Source organism: Agrobacterium rosae (genome assembly GCF_002915175.1).
Classification (GTDB): domain Bacteria; phylum Pseudomonadota; class Alphaproteobacteria; order Rhizobiales; family Rhizobiaceae; genus Agrobacterium; species Agrobacterium rosae.
In genome coordinates, this window is record NZ_NXEJ01000002.1 from 233517 (window position 1) to 252301 (window position 18785).

General features: G+C 58.1%; 12 protein-coding genes and 1 pseudogene. 7 read left to right on the plus strand and 6 right to left on the minus strand.

Annotated elements, in window-relative coordinates; genetic code table 11:
• Nucleotides 1–110: 110 nt before the first annotated feature.
• Nucleotides 111–2726: an ice nucleation-like protein gene (locus CPJ18_RS03845; RefSeq protein WP_103657112.1), complete on the plus strand. Its 2616-nt coding sequence runs from the start codon at nucleotides 111–113 to the stop codon at nucleotides 2724–2726.
• A 93-nt stretch (nucleotides 2727–2819) separates the two neighbouring features.
• Here the strand turns inward: CPJ18_RS03845 and pyk are convergent, their stop codons facing one another.
• Nucleotides 2820–4259 (minus strand): pyruvate kinase, encoded by a 1440-nt coding sequence (gene pyk, locus CPJ18_RS03850; RefSeq protein WP_077106001.1) that lies wholly within the window; start codon nucleotides 4257–4259, stop codon nucleotides 2820–2822.
• Nucleotides 4259–4741, minus strand: a complete 483-nt coding sequence (locus CPJ18_RS03855; protein WP_077120341.1) for a DUF1036 domain-containing protein — start codon at nucleotides 4739–4741, stop codon at nucleotides 4259–4261. Before CPJ18_RS03855 ends, pyk begins: the two co-directional genes overlap by 1 nt.
• A 194-nt stretch (nucleotides 4742–4935) precedes the next feature.
• On the opposite strand from CPJ18_RS03855, the gene CPJ18_RS03860 reads away from it, so the two are divergent.
• From CPJ18_RS03860 to CPJ18_RS03870, 3 genes are all read left to right on the plus strand, one after another.
• A complete protein-coding gene (locus CPJ18_RS03860) occupies nucleotides 4936–5724 on the plus strand; it encodes an N-formylglutamate amidohydrolase (protein WP_103657113.1) in 789 nt (262 codons plus the stop codon).
• Nucleotides 5725–5736: 12 nt separating this feature from the next.
• The gene (locus CPJ18_RS03865) at nucleotides 5737–6042 is read left to right on the plus strand and encodes a DUF1244 domain-containing protein (RefSeq protein ID WP_103657114.1); all 306 of its coding nucleotides are present in this window, start codon (nucleotides 5737–5739) and stop codon (nucleotides 6040–6042) included.
• A gap of 146 nt (nucleotides 6043–6188) precedes the next feature.
• Complete coding sequence (locus CPJ18_RS03870; protein ID WP_103089095.1) at nucleotides 6189–6446, plus strand: DUF2312 domain-containing protein; 258 nt, start codon at nucleotides 6189–6191, stop codon at nucleotides 6444–6446.
• A 91-nt stretch (nucleotides 6447–6537) separates the two neighbouring features.
• Here the strand turns inward: CPJ18_RS03870 and CPJ18_RS03875 are convergent, their stop codons facing one another.
• Complete coding sequence (locus tag CPJ18_RS03875; RefSeq protein WP_103657115.1) at nucleotides 6538–8490, minus strand: acetoacetate--CoA ligase; 1953 nt, start codon at nucleotides 8488–8490, stop codon at nucleotides 6538–6540.
• A gap of 124 nt (nucleotides 8491–8614) precedes the next feature.
• Nucleotides 8615–9556, minus strand: coding sequence for an alpha/beta fold hydrolase (locus CPJ18_RS03880; protein WP_103657116.1), 942 nt, complete (start codon nucleotides 9554–9556; stop codon nucleotides 8615–8617).
• A 382-nt stretch (nucleotides 9557–9938) separates the two neighbouring features.
• Between CPJ18_RS03880 and CPJ18_RS03885 the strand changes: the two genes are divergently transcribed.
• Nucleotides 9939–10421 carry an Hsp20 family protein gene (locus CPJ18_RS03885; protein WP_077120333.1) on the plus strand — a complete coding sequence of 161 codons (483 nt, stop codon included), beginning with the start codon at nucleotides 9939–9941 and terminating at the stop codon, nucleotides 10419–10421.
• Between the two features lie 31 nt (nucleotides 10422–10452).
• Here the strand turns inward: CPJ18_RS03885 and CPJ18_RS03890 are convergent, their stop codons facing one another.
• Nucleotides 10453–11481 (minus strand): bile acid:sodium symporter family protein, encoded by a 1029-nt coding sequence (locus tag CPJ18_RS03890; protein WP_103657349.1) that lies wholly within the window; start codon nucleotides 11479–11481, stop codon nucleotides 10453–10455.
• A gap of 105 nt (nucleotides 11482–11586) precedes the next feature.
• On the opposite strand from CPJ18_RS03890, the pseudogene CPJ18_RS03895 reads away from it, so the two are divergent.
• Nucleotides 11587–12441, plus strand: a pseudogene (locus CPJ18_RS03895) (LysR substrate-binding domain-containing protein).
• Nucleotides 12442–12627: 186 nt separating this feature from the next.
• Here CPJ18_RS03895 and CPJ18_RS03900 read toward each other — a convergent pair.
• Entirely contained in the window at nucleotides 12628–13683 is a 1056-nt protein-coding gene (locus CPJ18_RS03900) for a threonine aldolase family protein (protein ID WP_103657117.1), read from the minus strand.
• Between the two features lie 355 nt (nucleotides 13684–14038).
• Between CPJ18_RS03900 and gltB the strand changes: the two genes are divergently transcribed.
• A complete protein-coding gene (gene gltB / locus CPJ18_RS03905; RefSeq protein ID WP_103657118.1) occupies nucleotides 14039–18778 on the plus strand; it encodes a glutamate synthase large subunit in 4740 nt (1579 codons plus the stop codon).
• The last annotated feature ends 7 nt before the right edge of the window (nucleotides 18779–18785 follow it).

Genomic DNA, 18785 nt, shown 5'->3' on the forward strand with positions numbered 1-18785 from the left:
GTTATCGACAGGTATGACATCTGCCATGGGTAGTGTTTTACCACAATGTCGGGGCAAGATTCGTTGCGTAAAGATCGTTCTTGACCAGTAATTGATGGTGTTACGCGCTCATGGCCTCTGAAATCGCCTCTCTTCCGACCCGGCAGATCGCTCTGCTTCCAACGTCTACCATAGCCTCTTTGTCGGCGAGCGATCTGGGCGAACTCAGTTCTGCGCAGTTGAAGGCGCTGACATCCACACAGGTGGGTGCCCTTGCCGACTCGACCATCTCGTCGCTGACGACGAAGGTCATGAGTGCGATTGCGCCGAAATCCGTCACCGGATTGACGTTGAACCAGCTGGCAGCGCTCGGTAACGAGCAGGTTTCGGGCATGACGACGGCGCAGGTCAAGGCGCTGTATGCGAGCCAGCTCGACGGATTTTCCGAAACGGCCATAGAAGCGCTGAACAAATCGCAGGTGTCGGTGTTCAGCAGTCAGCAGGTGGCCACGCTTTCGGCTACGGAGCTCAACAGCTTCACCGATGAAGAAATTGCGTCGATCAAGAAGACGTCGATCTCGGGGTTGACGACATCAGCGATAGCAGGTCTGAACACAGACAAGATCACTGCCCTGACCACCACGCAAATATCAGCTTTCTCCTCGAGCCAGATGAATGCCCTGACTGCGGAGCAACTGTCGGCGCTGACGACCAATCAGTTTTCTGCTTTGACATCGAAACAGATTGCCGCTCTTTCAACGGATGTGATCGCTAACCTCGACAGCTCCAAGCTTGCAGCGATGACCATGAAGCAGGTTGCAGCGCTGACGACGGCGCAATTCAACGCTTTGGATGCCACAAGTCTCGAAAATCTGACGACAACGCAGGTCGCTGGACTGAATACGCAGCAGGTCGCAACCTTGTCTGCCGAGGAACTCAACACCTTTACTCTCGATGAGATCGCTTCGATATCAAAGAAGGTGATCGGCGGGCTGACGACAGAAGCCTTGGCCGGCCTTTCTACCGACAGGATCGCGGCTCTCACCACGGCGCAGGTCTCGGCCTTGTCGTCCAACCAGATGAAAGCCCTCAACTCGGAACAGCTCGCGGCGCTGGAGCCTAGCCAATTTGCTGCCATGACGACGAAGCAGATTGCCGGACTTTCGACCGCCGCAATCGCCAATCTCGCCAGCACGCAAGTGGCTTCGCTGACTGAGAAGCAGGTGGCTGCGCTAACGACGGCGCAGTTCGAAGCCTTGACTGCCACGAGCCTCGAAGGTCTGACTGCAAAGCAGGTTGCGGGCCTGAAGACGCAGCAGGTCGCAACGCTAACGGCTGAAGAACTCAACACCTTTACCGCCGAAGAGATTGCGTCGTTAGGAAAGAAGGCGATTGCCGGGCTTACGACGGAAGCTTTGGCGGGCCTGTCTACCGACCGGGTCGCAGCCTTGACCACGGTACAGGTCGCAGCCCTGTCATCCGACCAGATGAAGGCCCTGAGCTCAGAACAACTCGCGGCATTGGAGCCCAGTCAATTTGCGGCCATGACAGCAAAGCAGATTGCCGGACTTTCGACCGACGTGATCGCCAATCTCGACAGCACGCAAGTCGCGTCGCTGACGACGAAGCAGGTGGCGGCACTGACGACCGCGCAATTCGAGGCTTTGACCTCTGTTAACCTCGAAGGCTTGACGACAAAGCAGGTTGCCGGCCTGACGGCAACGCAGGTTGCGACTCTGACGGTTGACGAGATCAACTCCTTCACCGAGGAGGAAATTGCCGCGCTGTCGAATAAAGCGATTGCCGGATTGAAGACGCAGACGCTGGCTGGCTTGGAAACCAACAGGATTGCAGCCCTGACTTCGACGCAAATTTCGGCTTTGTCGTCGCAGCAAATCCAGGCGCTGAATTCAGAACAACTCGCGGCAATGACGCCAAGTCAGTTTGCCGCCATGACGGCAAAACAGATTGCGGGCCTTTCAACGACTGTTATGGCCAATCTGCAAGCCGAGGACGTCTCTGCTTTCACCACGAAACAAATCCAGTCGCTGTCTACGGCGCAGTTCGACGCCTTGAGCCTCGACAGTATCGAAGCTCTGGATGAGGATCAAATCGGCGGTTTGAGTTCCAAGCAAGTCGCTACGCTCTCAGCCGAAGAGCTGAACAAATTTACCGGCTCTGAAATCGCGGCCATTAAAAAGGCAGCGATTACTGCTTTGACAACGGCTGCCATTGCCGGTCTCTCCGATGAGTTGGTCGGTGCTTTGACGACGTTGCAGATTTCCGGTCTGTCCGCCGACCAGACGAAGGCATTTACAACCAGTCAATTCGCGGCGCTTACGCCTCAGCAGTTTTCCGCATTCGGAACAAAGCAGATTGCCGGCCTTTCGACGGCAACGATTGGTAGCCTCGATGGTGCCAAGCTGGGTGCCATGAACACCAAGCAGATCGGTGCCCTGACGGCAGACCAGTTTGCGGCCTTGACGTCAGAAAGCATCGAAGCCTTGAGTGCTGCGCAGGTCGCAGCGCTGAACGCCAATCAGGTCGCGACACTTGATGCAGACGAACTCAACAGTTTCACCGCACCTGAAATCGCATCGATCAAGTACGCGGCGATTTCCGGGTTGTCGACCTCTGCACTCAGCGGCCTTACGGATGAGAACCTCGCTGCGTTCACAACCAAGCAGGTACAGTCCATGAGCGCAGCGCAGGTGAATATCATCGTCGCTGCCTATCAGGATAACTGACGCATATCGCGCAACGTGCGTTGACACGCTTGCTGCTGGAAACAAAAAAGGCGCGGCCAATGCCGCGCCTTTTTTGATTTCGTGTAGCGTTTATCAGACGCCGCTCTGGCCATCGGAGCCGATATAGGCGATGCGGACCATGTTGGTAGCGCCAGGCGTGCCAAGCGGAACACCGGCCGAGATGATGATGCGATTGCCAGGCTGGCCGAAGCCTTCATCGACAACGATGCGGCAGGCGCGGTTGACCATATCGTCCTGGTCGCTGGCGTCGCCGGTGACGACGCAGTGCAGACCCCACACTACAGACAGGCGGCGCGCCGTCTGAATGATCGGCGACAGGGCGATGATCGGAACCTGCGGGCGCTCACGCGCGGCACGCAGACCCGTCGTGCCTGACGATGTGTAGGTAACGATGGCGGACAGGCCGAGTGTTTCGGCAATCTGACGCGCTGCCAGCGAAATGGCATCGGCACCGGTTGCTTCAGGCTGCGGACGCTGCGCGTAGATGATGTTGGAGTAGTAAGGATCCTGCTCCACGGTGCTGGCGATGGATGCCATGGTGGAGACCGCTTCGACCGGATAATCGCCCGAGGCGGATTCGGCAGACAGCATGATCGCGTCGGCACCTTCGAACACGGCGGTTGCCACGTCGGAGACTTCAGCACGTGTCGGAACTGCAGCCGAGATCATCGATTCCAGCATCTGCGTAGCGACAACAACCGGCTTTCCAGCGCGACGACATGCGCGGGTCAGTTGCTTCTGAATGCCGGGAACGGCCTCCAAAGGCATTTCGACGCCAAGGTCACCACGGGCAACCATCAGCGCGTCGGACAGCGCGATGATTTCTTCGATGCGCTCGACAGCCTGCGGCTTTTCGATCTTCGACATGAGGCCGACGCGGTTACCGGCGATCTTGCGCACTTCGACCAGATCTTCCGGGCGCTGTACGAAGGACAAAGCGACCCAGTCGACTTCATCGGTTGCCAGAACGGCATCGAGATCGATGCGGTCCTTGTCGGTGAGAACGCCGACGCCGAGCAGGGTGTCGGGAAGGCTGATGCCCTTGCGGTCGGAAATCTTGGTGCCGGATACGACTGTGGTGACGATGCTTTTGCCATCGCACTTTTCAGCGCGCAGATGCAGCTTGCCATCGTCGATCAGCAGGCGGTCGCCCGGCTTTACGGCTTCGAGAATCTCAGGATGCGGCAGGAACACGCGGTTCTTGTCGCCTGGCTCCTGATTGTTGTCGAGCGTGAAGGTCTGGCCGGCCACGAGATCGACCTTGGTGTCTGCAAATTTGCCGACGCGCAGTTTCGGACCCTGAAGGTCGGCGAGAATGCCGATCGGGCGGCCAACACGGCTTTCGACGGCGCGGATACGCTGAATGAGGCTGCGCATCACGTCATGGCTGGCATGGCTCATATTGATGCGGAAAAGATCGGCGCCGGCCAGATGGAGCTTCTCGATCATTGCCTCATCGGACGACGCAGGACCGAGAGTTGCAAGGATTTTGACTTTGCGGTTACGCTTCATCAGTTCTGACTTTCCTGTGTACCTGGCGTGTCCGAAAGCTGGACCATCCAGCTTCCCTGTCTGCCCGTATCGTATTCCTTGAAGCCCATTCGCTGGAAACTACGGGCATAACAATCGTCGACACCGTTGATCTTGAACTCGTTTTCGGCAACGCACATGTTGACGTCGCCGGTCCACCTGCCGCCGCGGGCTGCATCTTCGGCGTAGAGATAATAATAACGTGATTGCAGCTCACCCTCGATCAGGGTGGCGCATGTGGAGGCGGGAACCTGCCACCAGCCTTCGCTGATCCAGCCATCCTGCGCGCGGTAGCCAATGGCTACGCCCACGAGGTTCTGTGTGCTGTTGCAGACACGGAAATCAGCCAATGCCGGTTCTGCAAGAAGAAGCGGTGTGGAGAAGAGGGTGGCTGCGCAAAACAGGCGAATCGCGCGTCGGTGTTTTTGAAGCTTAGCGGAGAATGTCTGTGTCACGGCTTCCATCCGGATTCCATGGTTATAAAATGAGAACACTTCTTGGCGCGGACGCCCACGAAAGTCAACGCAAGTTCAATCGATTGTATCTGTATGGAATATCGTGAACGGTGATGTCGATGGCAGTCTCGCCATCTCAACTTGCGCGTGGCATCTAGCCATGGCATCAAGCGTCTCTCCCTTATCGGCTCAAGAAATCAACAATGACAGACTTCCAGCCATACGAAATCATAGAAGGCGATTATGACAAAGGCATGGTTCTGCTTGCAGATCATGCCATGAACCTTCTTCCGCCAATTTACGGTAATCTCGGCCTACCGCAAGCCGCTTTTCAACGCCATATCGCCTTCGATATCGGCATCGAAGGGCTGACGCGACAGCTCGCTGCCAAGCTTGGTGTGCCTGCGGTGATGAGCCGTTTTTCGCGCCTGCTGATCGATCCCAATCGCGGCGAGGATGACCCGACGCTGGTCATGAAAATTTCCGATGGCGCGGTCGTTGCCGGCAATCATCCCATCACGGACGAAGAATGGGATCTGCGCCTGAATAGCTATCATCGCCCCTATCATCAGGCGATCGGGTCGGTTCTGGATAGGGTTGCCGGGCAATCTGGTAAGGCACCGCTGGTGCTTTCGCTGCATTCCTACACGCCGTTCTGGAAAGAGACCGCCCGCCCGTGGCATGCCGCCGTGCTGTGGGACACGGACCACCGCGCCGTCTTGCCCTTGCTCGAAGGCCTACGTGCAGCGGGCGACATTCTCGTTGGTGACAATGAACCCTATGACGGCGCGTTGAAGGGTGACACCATGTATCGGCATTGCATGGTCCCAGGCATTCCACATGCACTTCTGGAAGTGCGCCAGGACCTGATTGCGGATGAGGCGGGCATTACGGGCTGGAGCGAACGTCTTGCCCCTATTTTTGCCGCAATGAACGATGATCCCGCCTTGCATGACTACCAGCAGTTCGCCTCGCGGACAGGACCATATTGACGGGAGAGCACGATGAGCGAACTTGACGATATCAACAAAACCGAACTGGAGGCTGCGGCATTCCGCAGGCTGCTTCAGCATCTGCGCGAACGTAGCGACGTGCAGAACATCGACCTCATGAACCTGGCCGGTTTTTGCCGCAACTGCCTGTCCAATTGGTACGCGGAAGCGGCGAAGGACGCGGGCCACGAGGTGAGCAAGGATATGGCCCGCGAGATGGTTTACGGCATGCCCTATGACCAGTGGAAAAGCCTGCATCAGGGCGAGACGAGTGCGGCACAGAAAGCCGCATTCGAACAAAACAGACCCAAGGAATAGGGTGGCATCACCTGAAACGGCTTGACGTGAGGCCCGCAGGCGGGCAGGTCACCAGCCGGGAATTTTGCTGCCTTAACGGCAGCGGGCGATAATCTCGCCATATGCAGAACAGGGCTCGGCCATGAGCCGCCACCACAAAGGATAGAATGATGGACGAAACAGCGACAACCGAGACCGTAGCCGCCGCCGAACTGCGCCAGTTCATCGAGCGTATCGAGCGCCTCGAAGAAGAAAAGGCTGCAATCTCGGGTGATATCAAGGACGTGATGGGCGAAGCCAAGGGCCGTGGTTACGACACCAAGGCTATCCGCACGATCATCCGTCTGCGCAAGAAGGACGCCAACGAGCGTATCGAAGAAGAAACGATTTTGCAGACCTACATGGCCGCACTCGGAATGGAATAAGGCGGGGCAGGGCTGAGCCACGCGCTCAGCCGAAGTTTTGTCATGGCGGCGTTACCTGCGCCGCCATTTTCTTTTGAGGACGAGCGTGAACTCACGTCTGTAGTTCGGTGCGATTTGCAAAATGCGACAGCGCGTCGGGATTTGCCAAAGCCTCAAGATTTTTCACCGTCCGCCCGTGAACGACCTCGCGAACGGCAAGCTCGACGATCTTTCCAGACTTGGTTCGAGGAATATCCGGGACCGCAATGATCTTTGCCGGAACATGGCGGGGCGACGCGCCCATGCGGATTTTGTTGCGGATCGCATTCGATAATTTCTCATCGAGCTGAATGCCCGCTGCCAGCCGAACGAACAGAACGACGCGCACGTCGTCTTCCCAATCCTGGCCGATGCAAATTGCCTCTTCCACCTCGGCAAGCTGTTCGACCTGATTGTAGATTTCGGCCGTGCCGATGCGCACGCCGCCGGGGTTTAGGGTGGCATCGGATCGACCATGGATGATCAATCCGTCATGCTGCGTCCATTCCGCGAAATCCCCGTGGCACCAGACATTGTCGAAACGCTCGAAATAGGCGGCCTTGTATTTCGCCCTATCCGGATCGTTCCAGAACATGACGGGCATGGATGGAAAAGCCTTGGTGCAGACAAGTTCGCCCTTGGCCTCACGGAGCGTATGTCCCTGTTCGTCCCAGACATCGATGGCAAGGCCCAGCCCGGGCCCCTGGATTTCGCCACGCCACACCGGCGACAGCGGGTTGCCGAGCACGAAGCACGATACGATGTCCGTGCCGCCGGAAATGGACGCAAGCTGAACATCGGCTTTGATCCCCTCATAGACGAATGAAAAACCTTCCGGCGACAAGGGGGAGCCGGTGGAAGTCATCAGCCGTAGTGACGTCAGATCATGGGTGGTGATGGGTGTGAGGCCGCTCTTGCGGACGGCATCGATATATTTGGCGGAGGTGCCGAAGAGGGTGAATTGTTCAGTCTGCGCATAATCGAACAGGACGTTGCCGTCAGGTGCGAAGGGAGAGCCATCATAGAGGCAGATGGTTGCCCCGGCCGCCAGACCCGCCACCAGCCAGTTCCACATCATCCAGCCACACGTCGTGAAGTAGAAAATATGTTCGCCCGGAACGACGCCGCAATGCAGCCGGTGTTCCTTCATCAGTTGCAGCAACGAGCCGCCGGCAGAGTGGACGATGCATTTGGGAATGCCCGTCGTTCCCGAGGAAAACAGAATGAAGAGCGGGTGCGAAAAGGGTAGCTGTGTAAACTCGACAGGTTTTGCCGTGAAAGGCTGGATGAGATCTTCCAGCAAACGCGCACCGTCGGTGGTTTCAAGCGCGGATGTCACGCCACCGGCATAGGGCACGATCAAGGTGGGACAGCCGAGACGTCGGGCGATGCCTCCGACCTTATCGGCAACGTTCAGAAGCTTGCCATTATACCAATAACCGCTGCAGGCGATGAACAGTTTGGGCTCGATCTGCCCGAAGCGATCCATCACGCCCTGTTCGCCAAAGTCCGGTGAGCAGGAGGACCAGATGGCACCGATGGATGTTGCCGCCAGCATACAGGCCACCGTCTCAGGCAGGTTCGGCATCATCGCGGCTATACGGTCGCCGGGTGCGATGCCGAGCGCCTTGAGCGCCTGCTGGAGCTTCGAGACCTGCTCATGCAGGTGGTCCCAGGACCAGCGGTCGGACGCCCTGTCTTCCGCGCGAAATATGATGGCATCGGCGCTGCCCTTGGTGGACAGCAGGTTTTCTGCAAAATTCAGCGTGGCATCGGGGAAAAATGCTGCGTCCAGCATCTGCTCGCCGTTGATCAATGCCCGCTCGCCCCGATGCCCTTTGATTTCGCAGAAATCCCAAACCGCTGTCCAGAAATCGGCACTCTGATCCACCGACCATGCGTGCAAATCCGAGTAGCTGGTCATGTTTTGCGCGAAGGTGGCGTTGCAATGCTGCATGAAGGCATAGATCGGCGTCGACCGCTGAAACGCTTCTGATGGCGTCCATAAAGGCGTGTTGTCTGTCATCTGTCTCCTCCCCAGGATTTCAGGCTTTTGGGCACGGAAAATCTGCAACGCGCCGCGAGCGCGCGTCCAAGTCTTGCAGCATTGTTTTTATCTTGCCAAGGCTTGCAGGCGTCGGACTTTAAGATCAGGCGTCCGGCGCAAAAAACGCATCGATGGCGGCTAGCGCCTGGTTGCGATAGACGTCTCGCTCCAGCAGCAGCTCGTGGCGCGCACCCGTGACGGGGATAAGTTGCGCGGCCCGGAAGTTACGCGATAGCTCCTCCTGCGCCGCATAGGGCGTGATGGCATCCAGCACGGGGGCCAGAAGCAGGGTGGGTACGGTGATTTTGGTGAGGTGATCCTGCCGGATGACCCAGGGCATTGTTTTCAGCACTTCAAACAGCCAGCGCGCCGTGGGTGCGCCAATGAAGAGTTCGGGATGTTCGAGGCCGATGGAGGCATTGCGGGCAAAGCGAACCGGGTCCGAGGTCAGGGGGTTGCCCTCGAAATGCCTCTCGCGCTGGTCTTTTCCCAGTTGAACGCCGCCAAGTCCGATCATGCTAAGGCACGTGGCGATGGCTCTGATCCAGGGTTTCGGTACGGATTGCCCGCCCAGCGTGATGAAGGGCGCGGTCAGCACCATGCGCTCTATGCGGTTGGAAAGTGTCGGGGCCATGGACAGTGCTGCCAATCCGCCCGTGGAATGGGCAATCATGAAGAATGGCAGGCGCGTATCCGGCAGAACAACCTGCTCCAGAAACAGCGAAATATCCTTCTGGTAATCGGAAAAGCGCCGGACATATCCGGCATGGGCTTTCTTCAACAATCGTTCCGATCCGCCCTGACCGCGGGTATCGAAGGTGGCGATCCAGAAACCCTTGGCGGTCAGATCGTTGATCGTCTCGAAATATTTCTCGATACATTCATTGCGGCCATGCAGCAGAACAATCGTGCCGCGCGCCACGGACTGGCTGGAGCGAAAGACCGAATAGCGCAGCTTCTTGTTTTTATGACCGGTGAAATAGCCTGCGAAATGGTTCTCAGGCACGGGGTTGCCCTTGGTCGCATGCAAAATGGCTTCGGTCATGGATGGTGGTTCCGACTTGGCACTGAAAGGTGTTTCACAACGGGATAAGTTGCGCGTCTTTGCACGTCAAAGGAAAAATTGCCGGAACCGTCGGGCTTAGCAGTCGCGGTTCCGGCGAATGTGACAGAAGAAAGGGACAATATCTTCTGTCGCCGGAGGTTGTCTCCGATGCCCTGATGAATAGCGTTGTGAAACTGAACGATTTCGGAACCGCCCGTTCAGATGATGTTCAGGCATATTCAGCGTCACGACATCTCTTGAACTTGCTCAAAAGCCTTCCCATCTCTTGGTTACGGTCGCCAGAACGGGGCCGTATCCGGGTCTTCGCCGCCCAATCGGGGTGAAGACTTTAACCGCAAACAGTCGCTCACAGGAGGACACCATGCGTCACGTTGATTTTTCACCGCTTTACCGCTCCACAGTCGGTTTCGACCGCCTTTTTTCCATGCTCGACGGCATTGGTCAGCCGGAACAGGCGCAAGCCTATCCGCCCTATAACATAGAGCGCACCGGCGAAAGCTCCTACCGCATCACCATGGCCGTTGCCGGTTTTGACGAAAGCGAGCTCAGCATCGAGTCCCGCGCCAATGTCTTGACCGTCAAGGCCGAGAAGGCAGAAGAAAACAAGGAGAGCGAAGGCGAATTCCTCTATCGCGGTATCGCCAAGCGCGCCTTCGAGCGCCGCTTCCAGCTTGCCGATCACGTCGAGGTTCAGAACGCCTCTCTGAAGAACGGCCTGCTCCACATCGATCTCTTACGCAACATTCCCGAAGCCATGAAACCGCGCCGCATCGCGATTGTTTCAGACGTGACGGATGAGCCAAAGCAGATCGAAGCGCAGGTTACGCCTTCTCAGGTCAACTAAGCCTCTATCGCAAAGCCTGACGAAACGGCCCTCATTGCAGGGCCGTTTTTGTTTGTTCCGGCGCAAGCGCAATCTCTGCGGTTTTCTGCGTCTCGATTTTCTTCGCCTTGCTAGCATATCGTTGCGCGATCACGGCGCAGGCCATCAACTGGATCTGGTGAAACAGCATGAGGGGCAGGACGATCGCGCCGATGCTCTGGCCAGCAAAGATTGCCCCTGCCATCGGTACGCCACTCGCCAAGCTCTTCTTCGAACCGCAGAAGGTGATGGTGATTTCGTCTTCTTTGTTGAAGCCGAGCAGGCGGCTACCGAACATGGTGATGCAGAGGACCACGGCAAGCAGAGCCATGTCGATGCCGATGACGACGCCGATGTCGCGCAGAGTGAACTGGTGCCAGATGCCTTCGATAACCGCTTCACTGAACGCCAGATAGACCACCATCAGAATTGAGCCGCGATCCACGGGTGCCAGCAGCTTTTTGCGCGCGCGGATCCAATCGCCGATCCATGGCTGCAAGGCTTGACCCACGATAAATGGTGCCAGCAATTGCAGGAAGATCTGTCCGAACGCATCCAGCGAAAATCCGCCGCCATGGCCACCCACGGTAAACAAAAGGCCAACCAAAAGCGGCGTCAGGAACATGCCGAAAATATTCGACGCCGATGCGGAGCAGATCGCCGCTGGAACATTTCCGCCAGCCATCGAGGTGAAGGCGATGGAGGATTGCACGGTGGAGGGCAGCACGCAGAGAAACAGAACGCCCATATAAAGCGGAGCGGGCAGAATGCTCTGCGGGATATAACCGAGGCCAACGCCAATCAGTGGAAACAGGCCGAAGGTGACAAACAGGATGACCAGATGCAAACGCCAGTGCAGAATGCCAGCGATCACCACGTCGCGGGACAAACGCGCGCCGTGCAGAAAGAATAAAAGAGCAATCGCGCATTTGGTGGCGATGCCGAAGTAATCGGCGGCGTCTCCGCTGACGGGCAGGAAAGATGCGATGATGACGGTGGCGACCAGCATCATGGTGAAGCGGTCGGGCAGGAAGCGGCTCATGGCGGCGTGCTCTCGTTTTTTCGGTTTTGCATTGAACTGATGGGCATTATCGCTCATCATGAAAGCAGATGCAAAAACTAACAGTTATCATGATGTGAGATAACGATGCTCAATCTTCAGCACCTTGCCAGCTTCGTGACGCTGGAACAAACCATGAGTTTTACCCACGCCGCAGAACGGCTGGGCATCGGTCAATCGACGCTCAGCCAGCATATTCAAAGGCTGGAGGCGTTTCTGGGGCAACGGTTGATTGCGCGTGATACGCACAGGGTTCGATTGACCCCGGAAGGGGAGGCGCTGCTGGGATATGCTCGCAGCATGCTCGACATCAACAACAAGGTCGCCGCCCTCTTCGGTGAAAGCAAGCTGCGTGGCCGCCTGCGCCTCGGCGTATCCGAGGATTTCGTTGCCAGCCGTCTAACAGTTATTCTCGAGGAGTTCACACGGCTTTATCCGCTGGTCGATCTGGAACTGACGGTGGCACTCAGCGGCTCTCTTTACGAAATGCAGGATAATGGCGAGCTGGATGTCGTGCTCGCCAAAAGGCGGCTGGGCGATCACCTCGGCCACTTTCTCTACCGTGAGCCTCTGGTGTGGCTGGCGAAAGACCCTGACGCTGTCCTGTCGCGAGAAAACGCCCTACCGCTTATCGCCTTTCCACCACCCAGCATCACCCGCAAGGCAGCGTAGGAAGCGCTGGACCGCGCCGGTGTCGCCTGGCGCATCGTCTGCACCTGCGCCAGCCTCAGCGGCCTAACCGCCGCCGCCCGTGCCGGAATGGGCGTTCTGGTGCAGCCTCGCAGCATGGCACCATCCGGTTTACGAGAACTGCCGAAGGGCACGCTGCCCGTGTTGGAAGACGTGGAGTTCGTGCTTCAGCCGAGGAAAGGGGCAGATGCGGAACTGGTGGAGGCGCTGTCGAAGTTGGTGATGGCGAAGGGGATGGTGCCGGGCGTTTAAGCCACGGCAGCGAGACTGATTGTTGAATCTCAGTCGACGTCAACAGACACGTCTCATCCTCCGTCATTCCGGCCTTGAGCCGGAATCCAGTGCGCCGCGTCTGCGGCGCAGAAGAGTCTTTTGCGATCAAGGACTTGATCGCACTGGACCCCGCATCAAGTGCGGGGTGACGGAATAAACTTAGGTCTAAGCCCCGCCGCAAATCCGCAGGAAATCATCCACGTCGTTTTCCAGCGTCGCAAAGCTGGTCACAAGGCGGATCAACTGTTCGTTTTCGCCGACAGGTTCTGGCATGTCGTGCGGCACCGGCCAATCGTAGAAGCTGGCACCGGCTTCTTTTGCCGCCTTGGCCTTGGCCTTGTTCAGCACCACGAAAAGCTCGTTTGACTGGGTCGGCCATGCCAGCCGCGCGCTGTTGGAGGCCGACAGGCCGTTACGCAGGCGGGTTGCCATGGCGTTGGCGTGGGCGGCCAGTTCAAGCCACAGGTTGTCCTTGAAATAGGCGTCGAATTGGGCGGCCATGAAGCGGGTTTTGGAGAAAAGCTGGGCGGAGCGCTTGCGGATGAAGGGCAGGTCTTCTGCCGTTTTCGGATCCATGTAGACAATGGCTTCCGCGCACCAGCAACCGTTCTTGGTTGCGCCGAAGGACAGGATATCGACGCCGCGCTTCCATGTCATTTCCGCCGGCGTGGTGTCGAGCGCGATCATGGCGTTGCCGAAACGCGCGCCATCCATGTGCAGCGGCACACCGGCATTTTTGGCGATTTTCGAAATGGCGTCGATTTCATCGAGCTCGTAGACCGTGCCTTGTTCCGTCGCCTGTGTTACTGTCACCAGCATCGGCTGGCCCTGATGAATGGAGCCGGGTGGAAAGCGACCGATGGCGGCTTCCAGGTTCTTTGGCAGCATTTTGCCGTTGGGTCCGGCTACGGGCATCAGGCGTGAGGCGTTGGAGAAGTACACCGGCGCGCCACATTCATCTTCGATGACATGGGCTTCGGAGTGACAAAAGGCGATGCCGCCGGGGCGGGCGACGCTGGCCATGGCCAGAGAATTGGCAGCGGTGCCGGTGCCGACGAAGAACACGGCGACTTCGCGTTCGAAAATTTCGTTGAAGCGCTTTTCGATGGCGCGGTCCAGCTCGCTTGTGCCGTAAGCGGCGGCGAACCGGGTGGATTCCTTCATCAACCGCTCATTGATTGCGGGGTGGGCGCCTGCCCAGTTGTCGGAAGCAAAAAACATGGGTCTGCACTTTCGATGAGTTGGGAGTGGCCGGACTGCCAAACGATTGTCGTTCTATGGCCTTATCGCATGGAACGCAAATCCAGCAATGAAAGCAATGATTTCGTCGCTTTGTCGGAAGAAAATTGCGCGAAGATTCACGACCGAGACATATAGCGTCATTTTCTGTGTCTATAAAATGTTGAGGTGGACTTGCAGAGCGTAGCTGTTTCTGTCAAAATCTCAGAAGAATTGAGACAGCATTGCTGTCCTAAATTGACAAGCGGACGCGAAGCCATTATCCGGGAACGGTGAAGAGGTTGAGCATCCGCCTCTCTGCGTGAAGCCATGCAACCTGTTGCAGGAGGGACGAAAAATGACGATCAAGCTGGAAGGCGAAAACGCCGCTGCTACCTTGACCAATGACTGTCCGACTAGCGCCCAGCCGAAGGCTGCTGTGCGCGCGACGATTGGTGGTCTGCCTCCAAAGCAGGGTCTTTATGATCCGCGCAATGAGCATGATGCCTGCGGCGTCGGCTTCGTGGCCCATATGAAGGGTCAGAAGTCGCACCAGATCGTCAAGGACGGCCTGTTCATTCTCGAAAACCTGACCCACCGTGGTGCTGTCGGTGCCGATCCCCTGATGGGCGATGGCGCGGGCATTCTGGTGCAGATCCCCGACAAGTTCTTCCGCGAGGAAATGGCGCTTCAGGGCGTGACATTGCCGAAGGCTGGCGAATATGCCGTTGGCCACATCTTCATGTCGCGCGATGCAGCCCAGATCGAGCACTATAAGAAGGTCATCATCGACGTCGTCGCCGATGCCGGTCAGCAGTTCCTTGGCTTCCGTGATGTGCCGGTCGACAATTCCTCACTGTCGGAAGCGCCAGACATTGCCGCGACCGAGCCGCACCATGTGCAAGTCTTTATCGGCGCGGGCCGTGATGCCGCCACCAATGCCGATTTCGAGCGTCAGCTGTTCTTGATCCGCAAGGTCATTTCCAACACCATTTACGATGCGGGCGGCGGCAAGGAAGCGCAGGATTTCTATCCTGTTTCGCTGTCCTCCTCGACCATCGTTTATAAGGGGATGTTCTTGGCCTATCAGGTCGGTGCCTATTATAAGGACTTGGCCGATCCGCGTTTCGAAAGCGCTGTAGCCCTCGTTCACCAGCGCTTCTCGACCAACACTTTCCCATCGTGGAAGCTTGCGCACCCGTACCGCATGGTGGCCCACAACGGCGAAATCAACACGCTGCGCGGCAACGTCAACTGGATGGCGGCGCGTCAGGCGTCTGTTGCCTCGCCGCTGTTTGGTGAAGACATCTCCAAGCTTTGGCCGATTTCCTATGAGGGACAATCGGACACCGCCTGCTTCGACAACGCGCTCGAATTCCTCGTGCGCGGCGGCTACTCCATGGCGCATGCCGTGATGATGCTGATCCCCGAGGCCTGGGCGGGCAACCAGTCTATGTCGCCGGAACGCAAGGCGTTTTACGAATACCATGCAGCGCTGATGGAGCCATGGGATGGCCCAGCTGCCGTTGCCTTTACCGATGGCAAGCAGATCGGCGCGACACTGGACCGCAACGGTCTGCGTCCTGCGCGTTATCTCGTGACCGACGATGACCGTATCATCATGGCATCCGAAGCTGGCACATTGCCGGTGCCGGAAGAGCGCATCATCAAGAAGTGGCGCTTGCAGCCTGGCAAGATGCTGCTGATCGATATGGAAAAGGGTGCGATCATTTCCGATGAGGATGTGAAGCACGAGCTTGCCGCCAAGCATCCGTACCGCACATGGCTGGATCGCACGCAACTGATCCTCGAAGACCTGAAGCCCGTTGAGCCGCGCGCTCTGCGTCGCGACGTGTCGCTGCTCGACCGTCAGCAGGCCTTTGGTTACACCAGCGAAGACACCAAGCTTCTGATGTCGCCCATGGCCACGACAGGTCAGGAAGCCATCGGCTCCATGGGTACGGATACGCCGATTTCGGCCATGTCGTCCAAGTCGAAGTCGCTTTACACCTATTTCAAGCAGAACTTTGCGCAGGTTACCAACCCGCCGATTGACCCGATCCGCGAAGAGCTGGTGATGAGCCTTGTCTCCTTTATCGGTCCGCGCCCGAACATTCTGGACCATGAGGGTGCTGCCCGCGCCAAGCGTCTGGAAGTTCGCCAGCCGATCCTGACCAATGGCGATCTGGAAAAGATACGCTCCATCGGCCACACCGAGGACCGTTTCGATACCAAGACTTTGGACTTCACCTACGCTGTGGAGCGTGGAGCCGAAGGCATGCCTGAGATGCTGGACCGCCTGTGTGAACGTGCGGAATCCGCTGTTCGCGGTGGCTACAACATCATCGTTCTCTCCGACCGTCAGTTGGGGCCGGACCGCATCGCAATTCCGGCGCTGCTGGCAACCGCTGCCGTGCACCACCACCTGATCCGCAAGGGCCTGCGCACCTCGGTCGGCCTCGTTGTCGAAACCGGCGAGCCGCGCGAAGTGCACCATTTCTGCCTGCTGGCAGGTTACGGTGCCGAAGCCATCAACCCCTATCTCGCCTTCGATACGCTTTTGGACATGCACAAGCACAATGCATTTCCGAAGGAAGTGTCTGATGATGAAGTGGTTTATCGCTACATCAAGGCGGTCGGTAAGGGCATTCTCAAGGTCATGTCCAAGATGGGCATTTCCACCTACCAGTCCTATTGCGGCGCGCAGATTTTCGATGCCATCGGCCTGTCTTCGGAGTTCATCGAACAGTATTTCTTCGGCACCGCCACGCAGATTGAAGGCGTTGGCCTGAAGGAAATTGCCGAGGAAACCGTGTCGCGTCACACCGACGCCTTCGGCAAGGACCCGATCCTCGCCAGCACGCTGGATATCGGTGGCGAATATGCCTATCGCATGCGTGGCGAAAACCATGCCTGGAGCCCGGACGCGGTTGCCACCTTGCAGCACGCCGTGCGTGGCAACAGCCAGGAACGTTACCGGGAATTCGCCGAGATGGTGAACGACACCAACCTGCGCATGAACACCATTCGCGGTCTGTTCAAGGTCAAGGGCGCGGAAGCTTTGGGCCGTAAGCCGATCTCTGTCGATGAGGTCGAGCCTGCTGTCGATATCGTCAAGCGCTTCTCCACCGGTGCCATGTCCTTCGGCTCCATCAGCCGTGAGGCGCACACCACGCTTGCCATTGCCATGAACCGCATTGGTGGCAAGTCGAACACGGGTGAGGGCGGCGAAGAATCCGACCGTTACCTGCCGCTTCTGAACGGCAAGCCGAACCCGGAACGCTCCGCCATCAAGCAGATCGCCTCTGGTCGTTTCGGTGTGACGACGGAATATCTCGTCAACGCGGATATGTTGCAGATCAAGGTCGCGCAGGGTGCAAAGCCCGGCGAAGGCGGTCAGTTGCCCGGCCACAAGGTGGACGCGACGGTTGCCAAGACGCGTCACTCCACGCCGGGCGTCGGCCTCATCTCGCCACCGCCGCACCACGATATCTACTCCATCGAAGATCTGGCGCAGCTGATCTACGACCTGAAGAACGTCAACCCGGAAGCCGATGTGTCCGTCAAGCTCGTTTCCGAAGTCGGCGTCGGTACGGTTGCTGCCGGTGTTGCCAAGGCGCGTGCGGACCATATCACCGTCTCCGGTTTCGATGGCGGCACGGGTGCGTCGCCGCTCACCTCGCTCAAGCATGCCGGTTCCCCTTGGGAAATCGGCCTTGCCGAGACACAGCAGACGCTGGTTATGAACGGCCTTCGGTCGCGCATCGCCTTGCAGGTGGATGGCGGCTTGAAGACGGGCCGCGATGTCATCATCGGCGCGTTGCTGGGAGCCGACGAATTCGGCTTTGCGACGGCTCCGCTGATCGCGGCTGGTTGCATCATGATGCGCAAGTGCCACCTCAACACCTGCCCTGTGGGCGTTGCCACGCAGGACCCGGTTCTGCGCAAGCGCTTCAAGGGTGCACCGGAACACGTCATCAACTATTTCTTCTTCGTCGCTGAAGAAGTGCGCGAAATCCTCGCCTCGCTGGGTGTGTCCAAGCTGGATGAGATCATCGGCGCTTCCGAACTGCTCGAAAAGGATGAGATGCTGGCTCACTGGAAAGCTAGGGGACTCGACTTCAGCCGCATCTTCCACAAGGTCGATGCACCGAAGGCCGCAACCTACTGGACCGAGCGCCAGAAGCACCCGATCGACGATATTCTCGACCGCAAGCTGATCGAGAAGTCGATGCCGTCTCTCGAAAACCGCGAGCCAGTGGTCTTCGAAGTGCCGATCAAGAACGTCGACCGCTCTGCCGGTGCCATGCTCTCAGGCGCGCTTGCCAAGCGTTGGGGTCATAAGGGCCTGAAGGACGACACCATCCACGTGCTGCTGCGCGGTACGGCGGGTCAGTCCTTCGGCGCGTTCCTCGCACGCGGCATCACCTTTGATCTGGTGGGCGATGGTAACGACTATGTCGGCAAGGGTCTGTCGGGTGGCCGCATCATCGTGCGTCCGCCGGAAAATGCCCGCATCGTTGCGGAAAACTCCATCATTGTCGGCAACACCGTGCTGTACGGTGCCATCACCGGCGAGTGCTACTTCCGTGGTGTGGCGGGTGAGCGTTTTGCCGTTCGCAACTCCGGTGCCATCGCCGTTGTCGAAGGCGTGGGCGACCATGGCTGCGAATATATGACCGGCGGTATCGTCGTTGTCTTGGGTGAAACCGGCCGCAACTTCGCAGCCGGCATGTCCGGCGGCGTGGCCTATGTGTTGGATGAGCAGGGCGATTTCGCCAAGCGCTGCAACATGGCCATGGTCGAGCTGGAGCCGGTGCCGGAAGAAGACGACATGCTGGAAAAGCTGCACCATCATGGCGGCGACCTCATGCACAAGGGACGTGTGGACGTTTCCGAAGACATGACGCGCCACGACGAGGAGCGCCTCTACCAGATGATCTCCAACCACTTCCACTACACCAACTCCAACCGCGCCAAGGACATCCTCGACCGCTGGAGCGAGTTCCGCCCGAAATTCCGCAAGGTCATGCCGGTCGAATACCGCCGTGCGCTTGAGGATATGGAACGGATGAAGATGGGTGTTGCGGCGGAGTAACTCGCAG

Bases quoted from the DNA above. Each gene is read 5' to 3' on its own strand.
- CPJ18_RS03845 (WP_103657112.1), top strand. From the start codon at position 111: ATGGCCTCTGAAATCGCCTCTCTTCCGACCCGGCAGATCGCTCTGCTT.
- pyk (WP_077106001.1), bottom strand. From the start codon at position 4,259: ATGAAGCGTAACCGCAAAGTCAAAATCCTTGCAACTCTCGGTCCTGCG.
- CPJ18_RS03855 (WP_077120341.1), bottom strand. From the start codon at position 4,741: ATGGAAGCCGTGACACAGACATTCTCCGCTAAGCTTCAAAAACACCGA.
- CPJ18_RS03860 (WP_103657113.1), top strand. From the start codon at position 4,936: ATGACAGACTTCCAGCCATACGAAATCATAGAAGGCGATTATGACAAA.
- CPJ18_RS03865 (WP_103657114.1), top strand. From the start codon at position 5,737: ATGAGCGAACTTGACGATATCAACAAAACCGAACTGGAGGCTGCGGCA.
- CPJ18_RS03870 (WP_103089095.1), top strand. From the start codon at position 6,189: ATGATGGACGAAACAGCGACAACCGAGACCGTAGCCGCCGCCGAACTG.
- CPJ18_RS03875 (WP_103657115.1), bottom strand. From the start codon at position 8,490: ATGACAGACAACACGCCTTTATGGACGCCATCAGAAGCGTTTCAGCGG.
- CPJ18_RS03880 (WP_103657116.1), bottom strand. From the start codon at position 9,556: ATGACCGAAGCCATTTTGCATGCGACCAAGGGCAACCCCGTGCCTGAG.
- CPJ18_RS03885 (WP_077120333.1), top strand. From the start codon at position 9,939: ATGCGTCACGTTGATTTTTCACCGCTTTACCGCTCCACAGTCGGTTTC.
- CPJ18_RS03890 (WP_103657349.1), bottom strand. From the start codon at position 11,481: ATGAGCCGCTTCCTGCCCGACCGCTTCACCATGATGCTGGTCGCCACC.
- CPJ18_RS03900 (WP_103657117.1), bottom strand. From the start codon at position 13,683: ATGTTTTTTGCTTCCGACAACTGGGCAGGCGCCCACCCCGCAATCAAT.
- gltB (WP_103657118.1), top strand. From the start codon at position 14,039: ATGACGATCAAGCTGGAAGGCGAAAACGCCGCTGCTACCTTGACCAAT.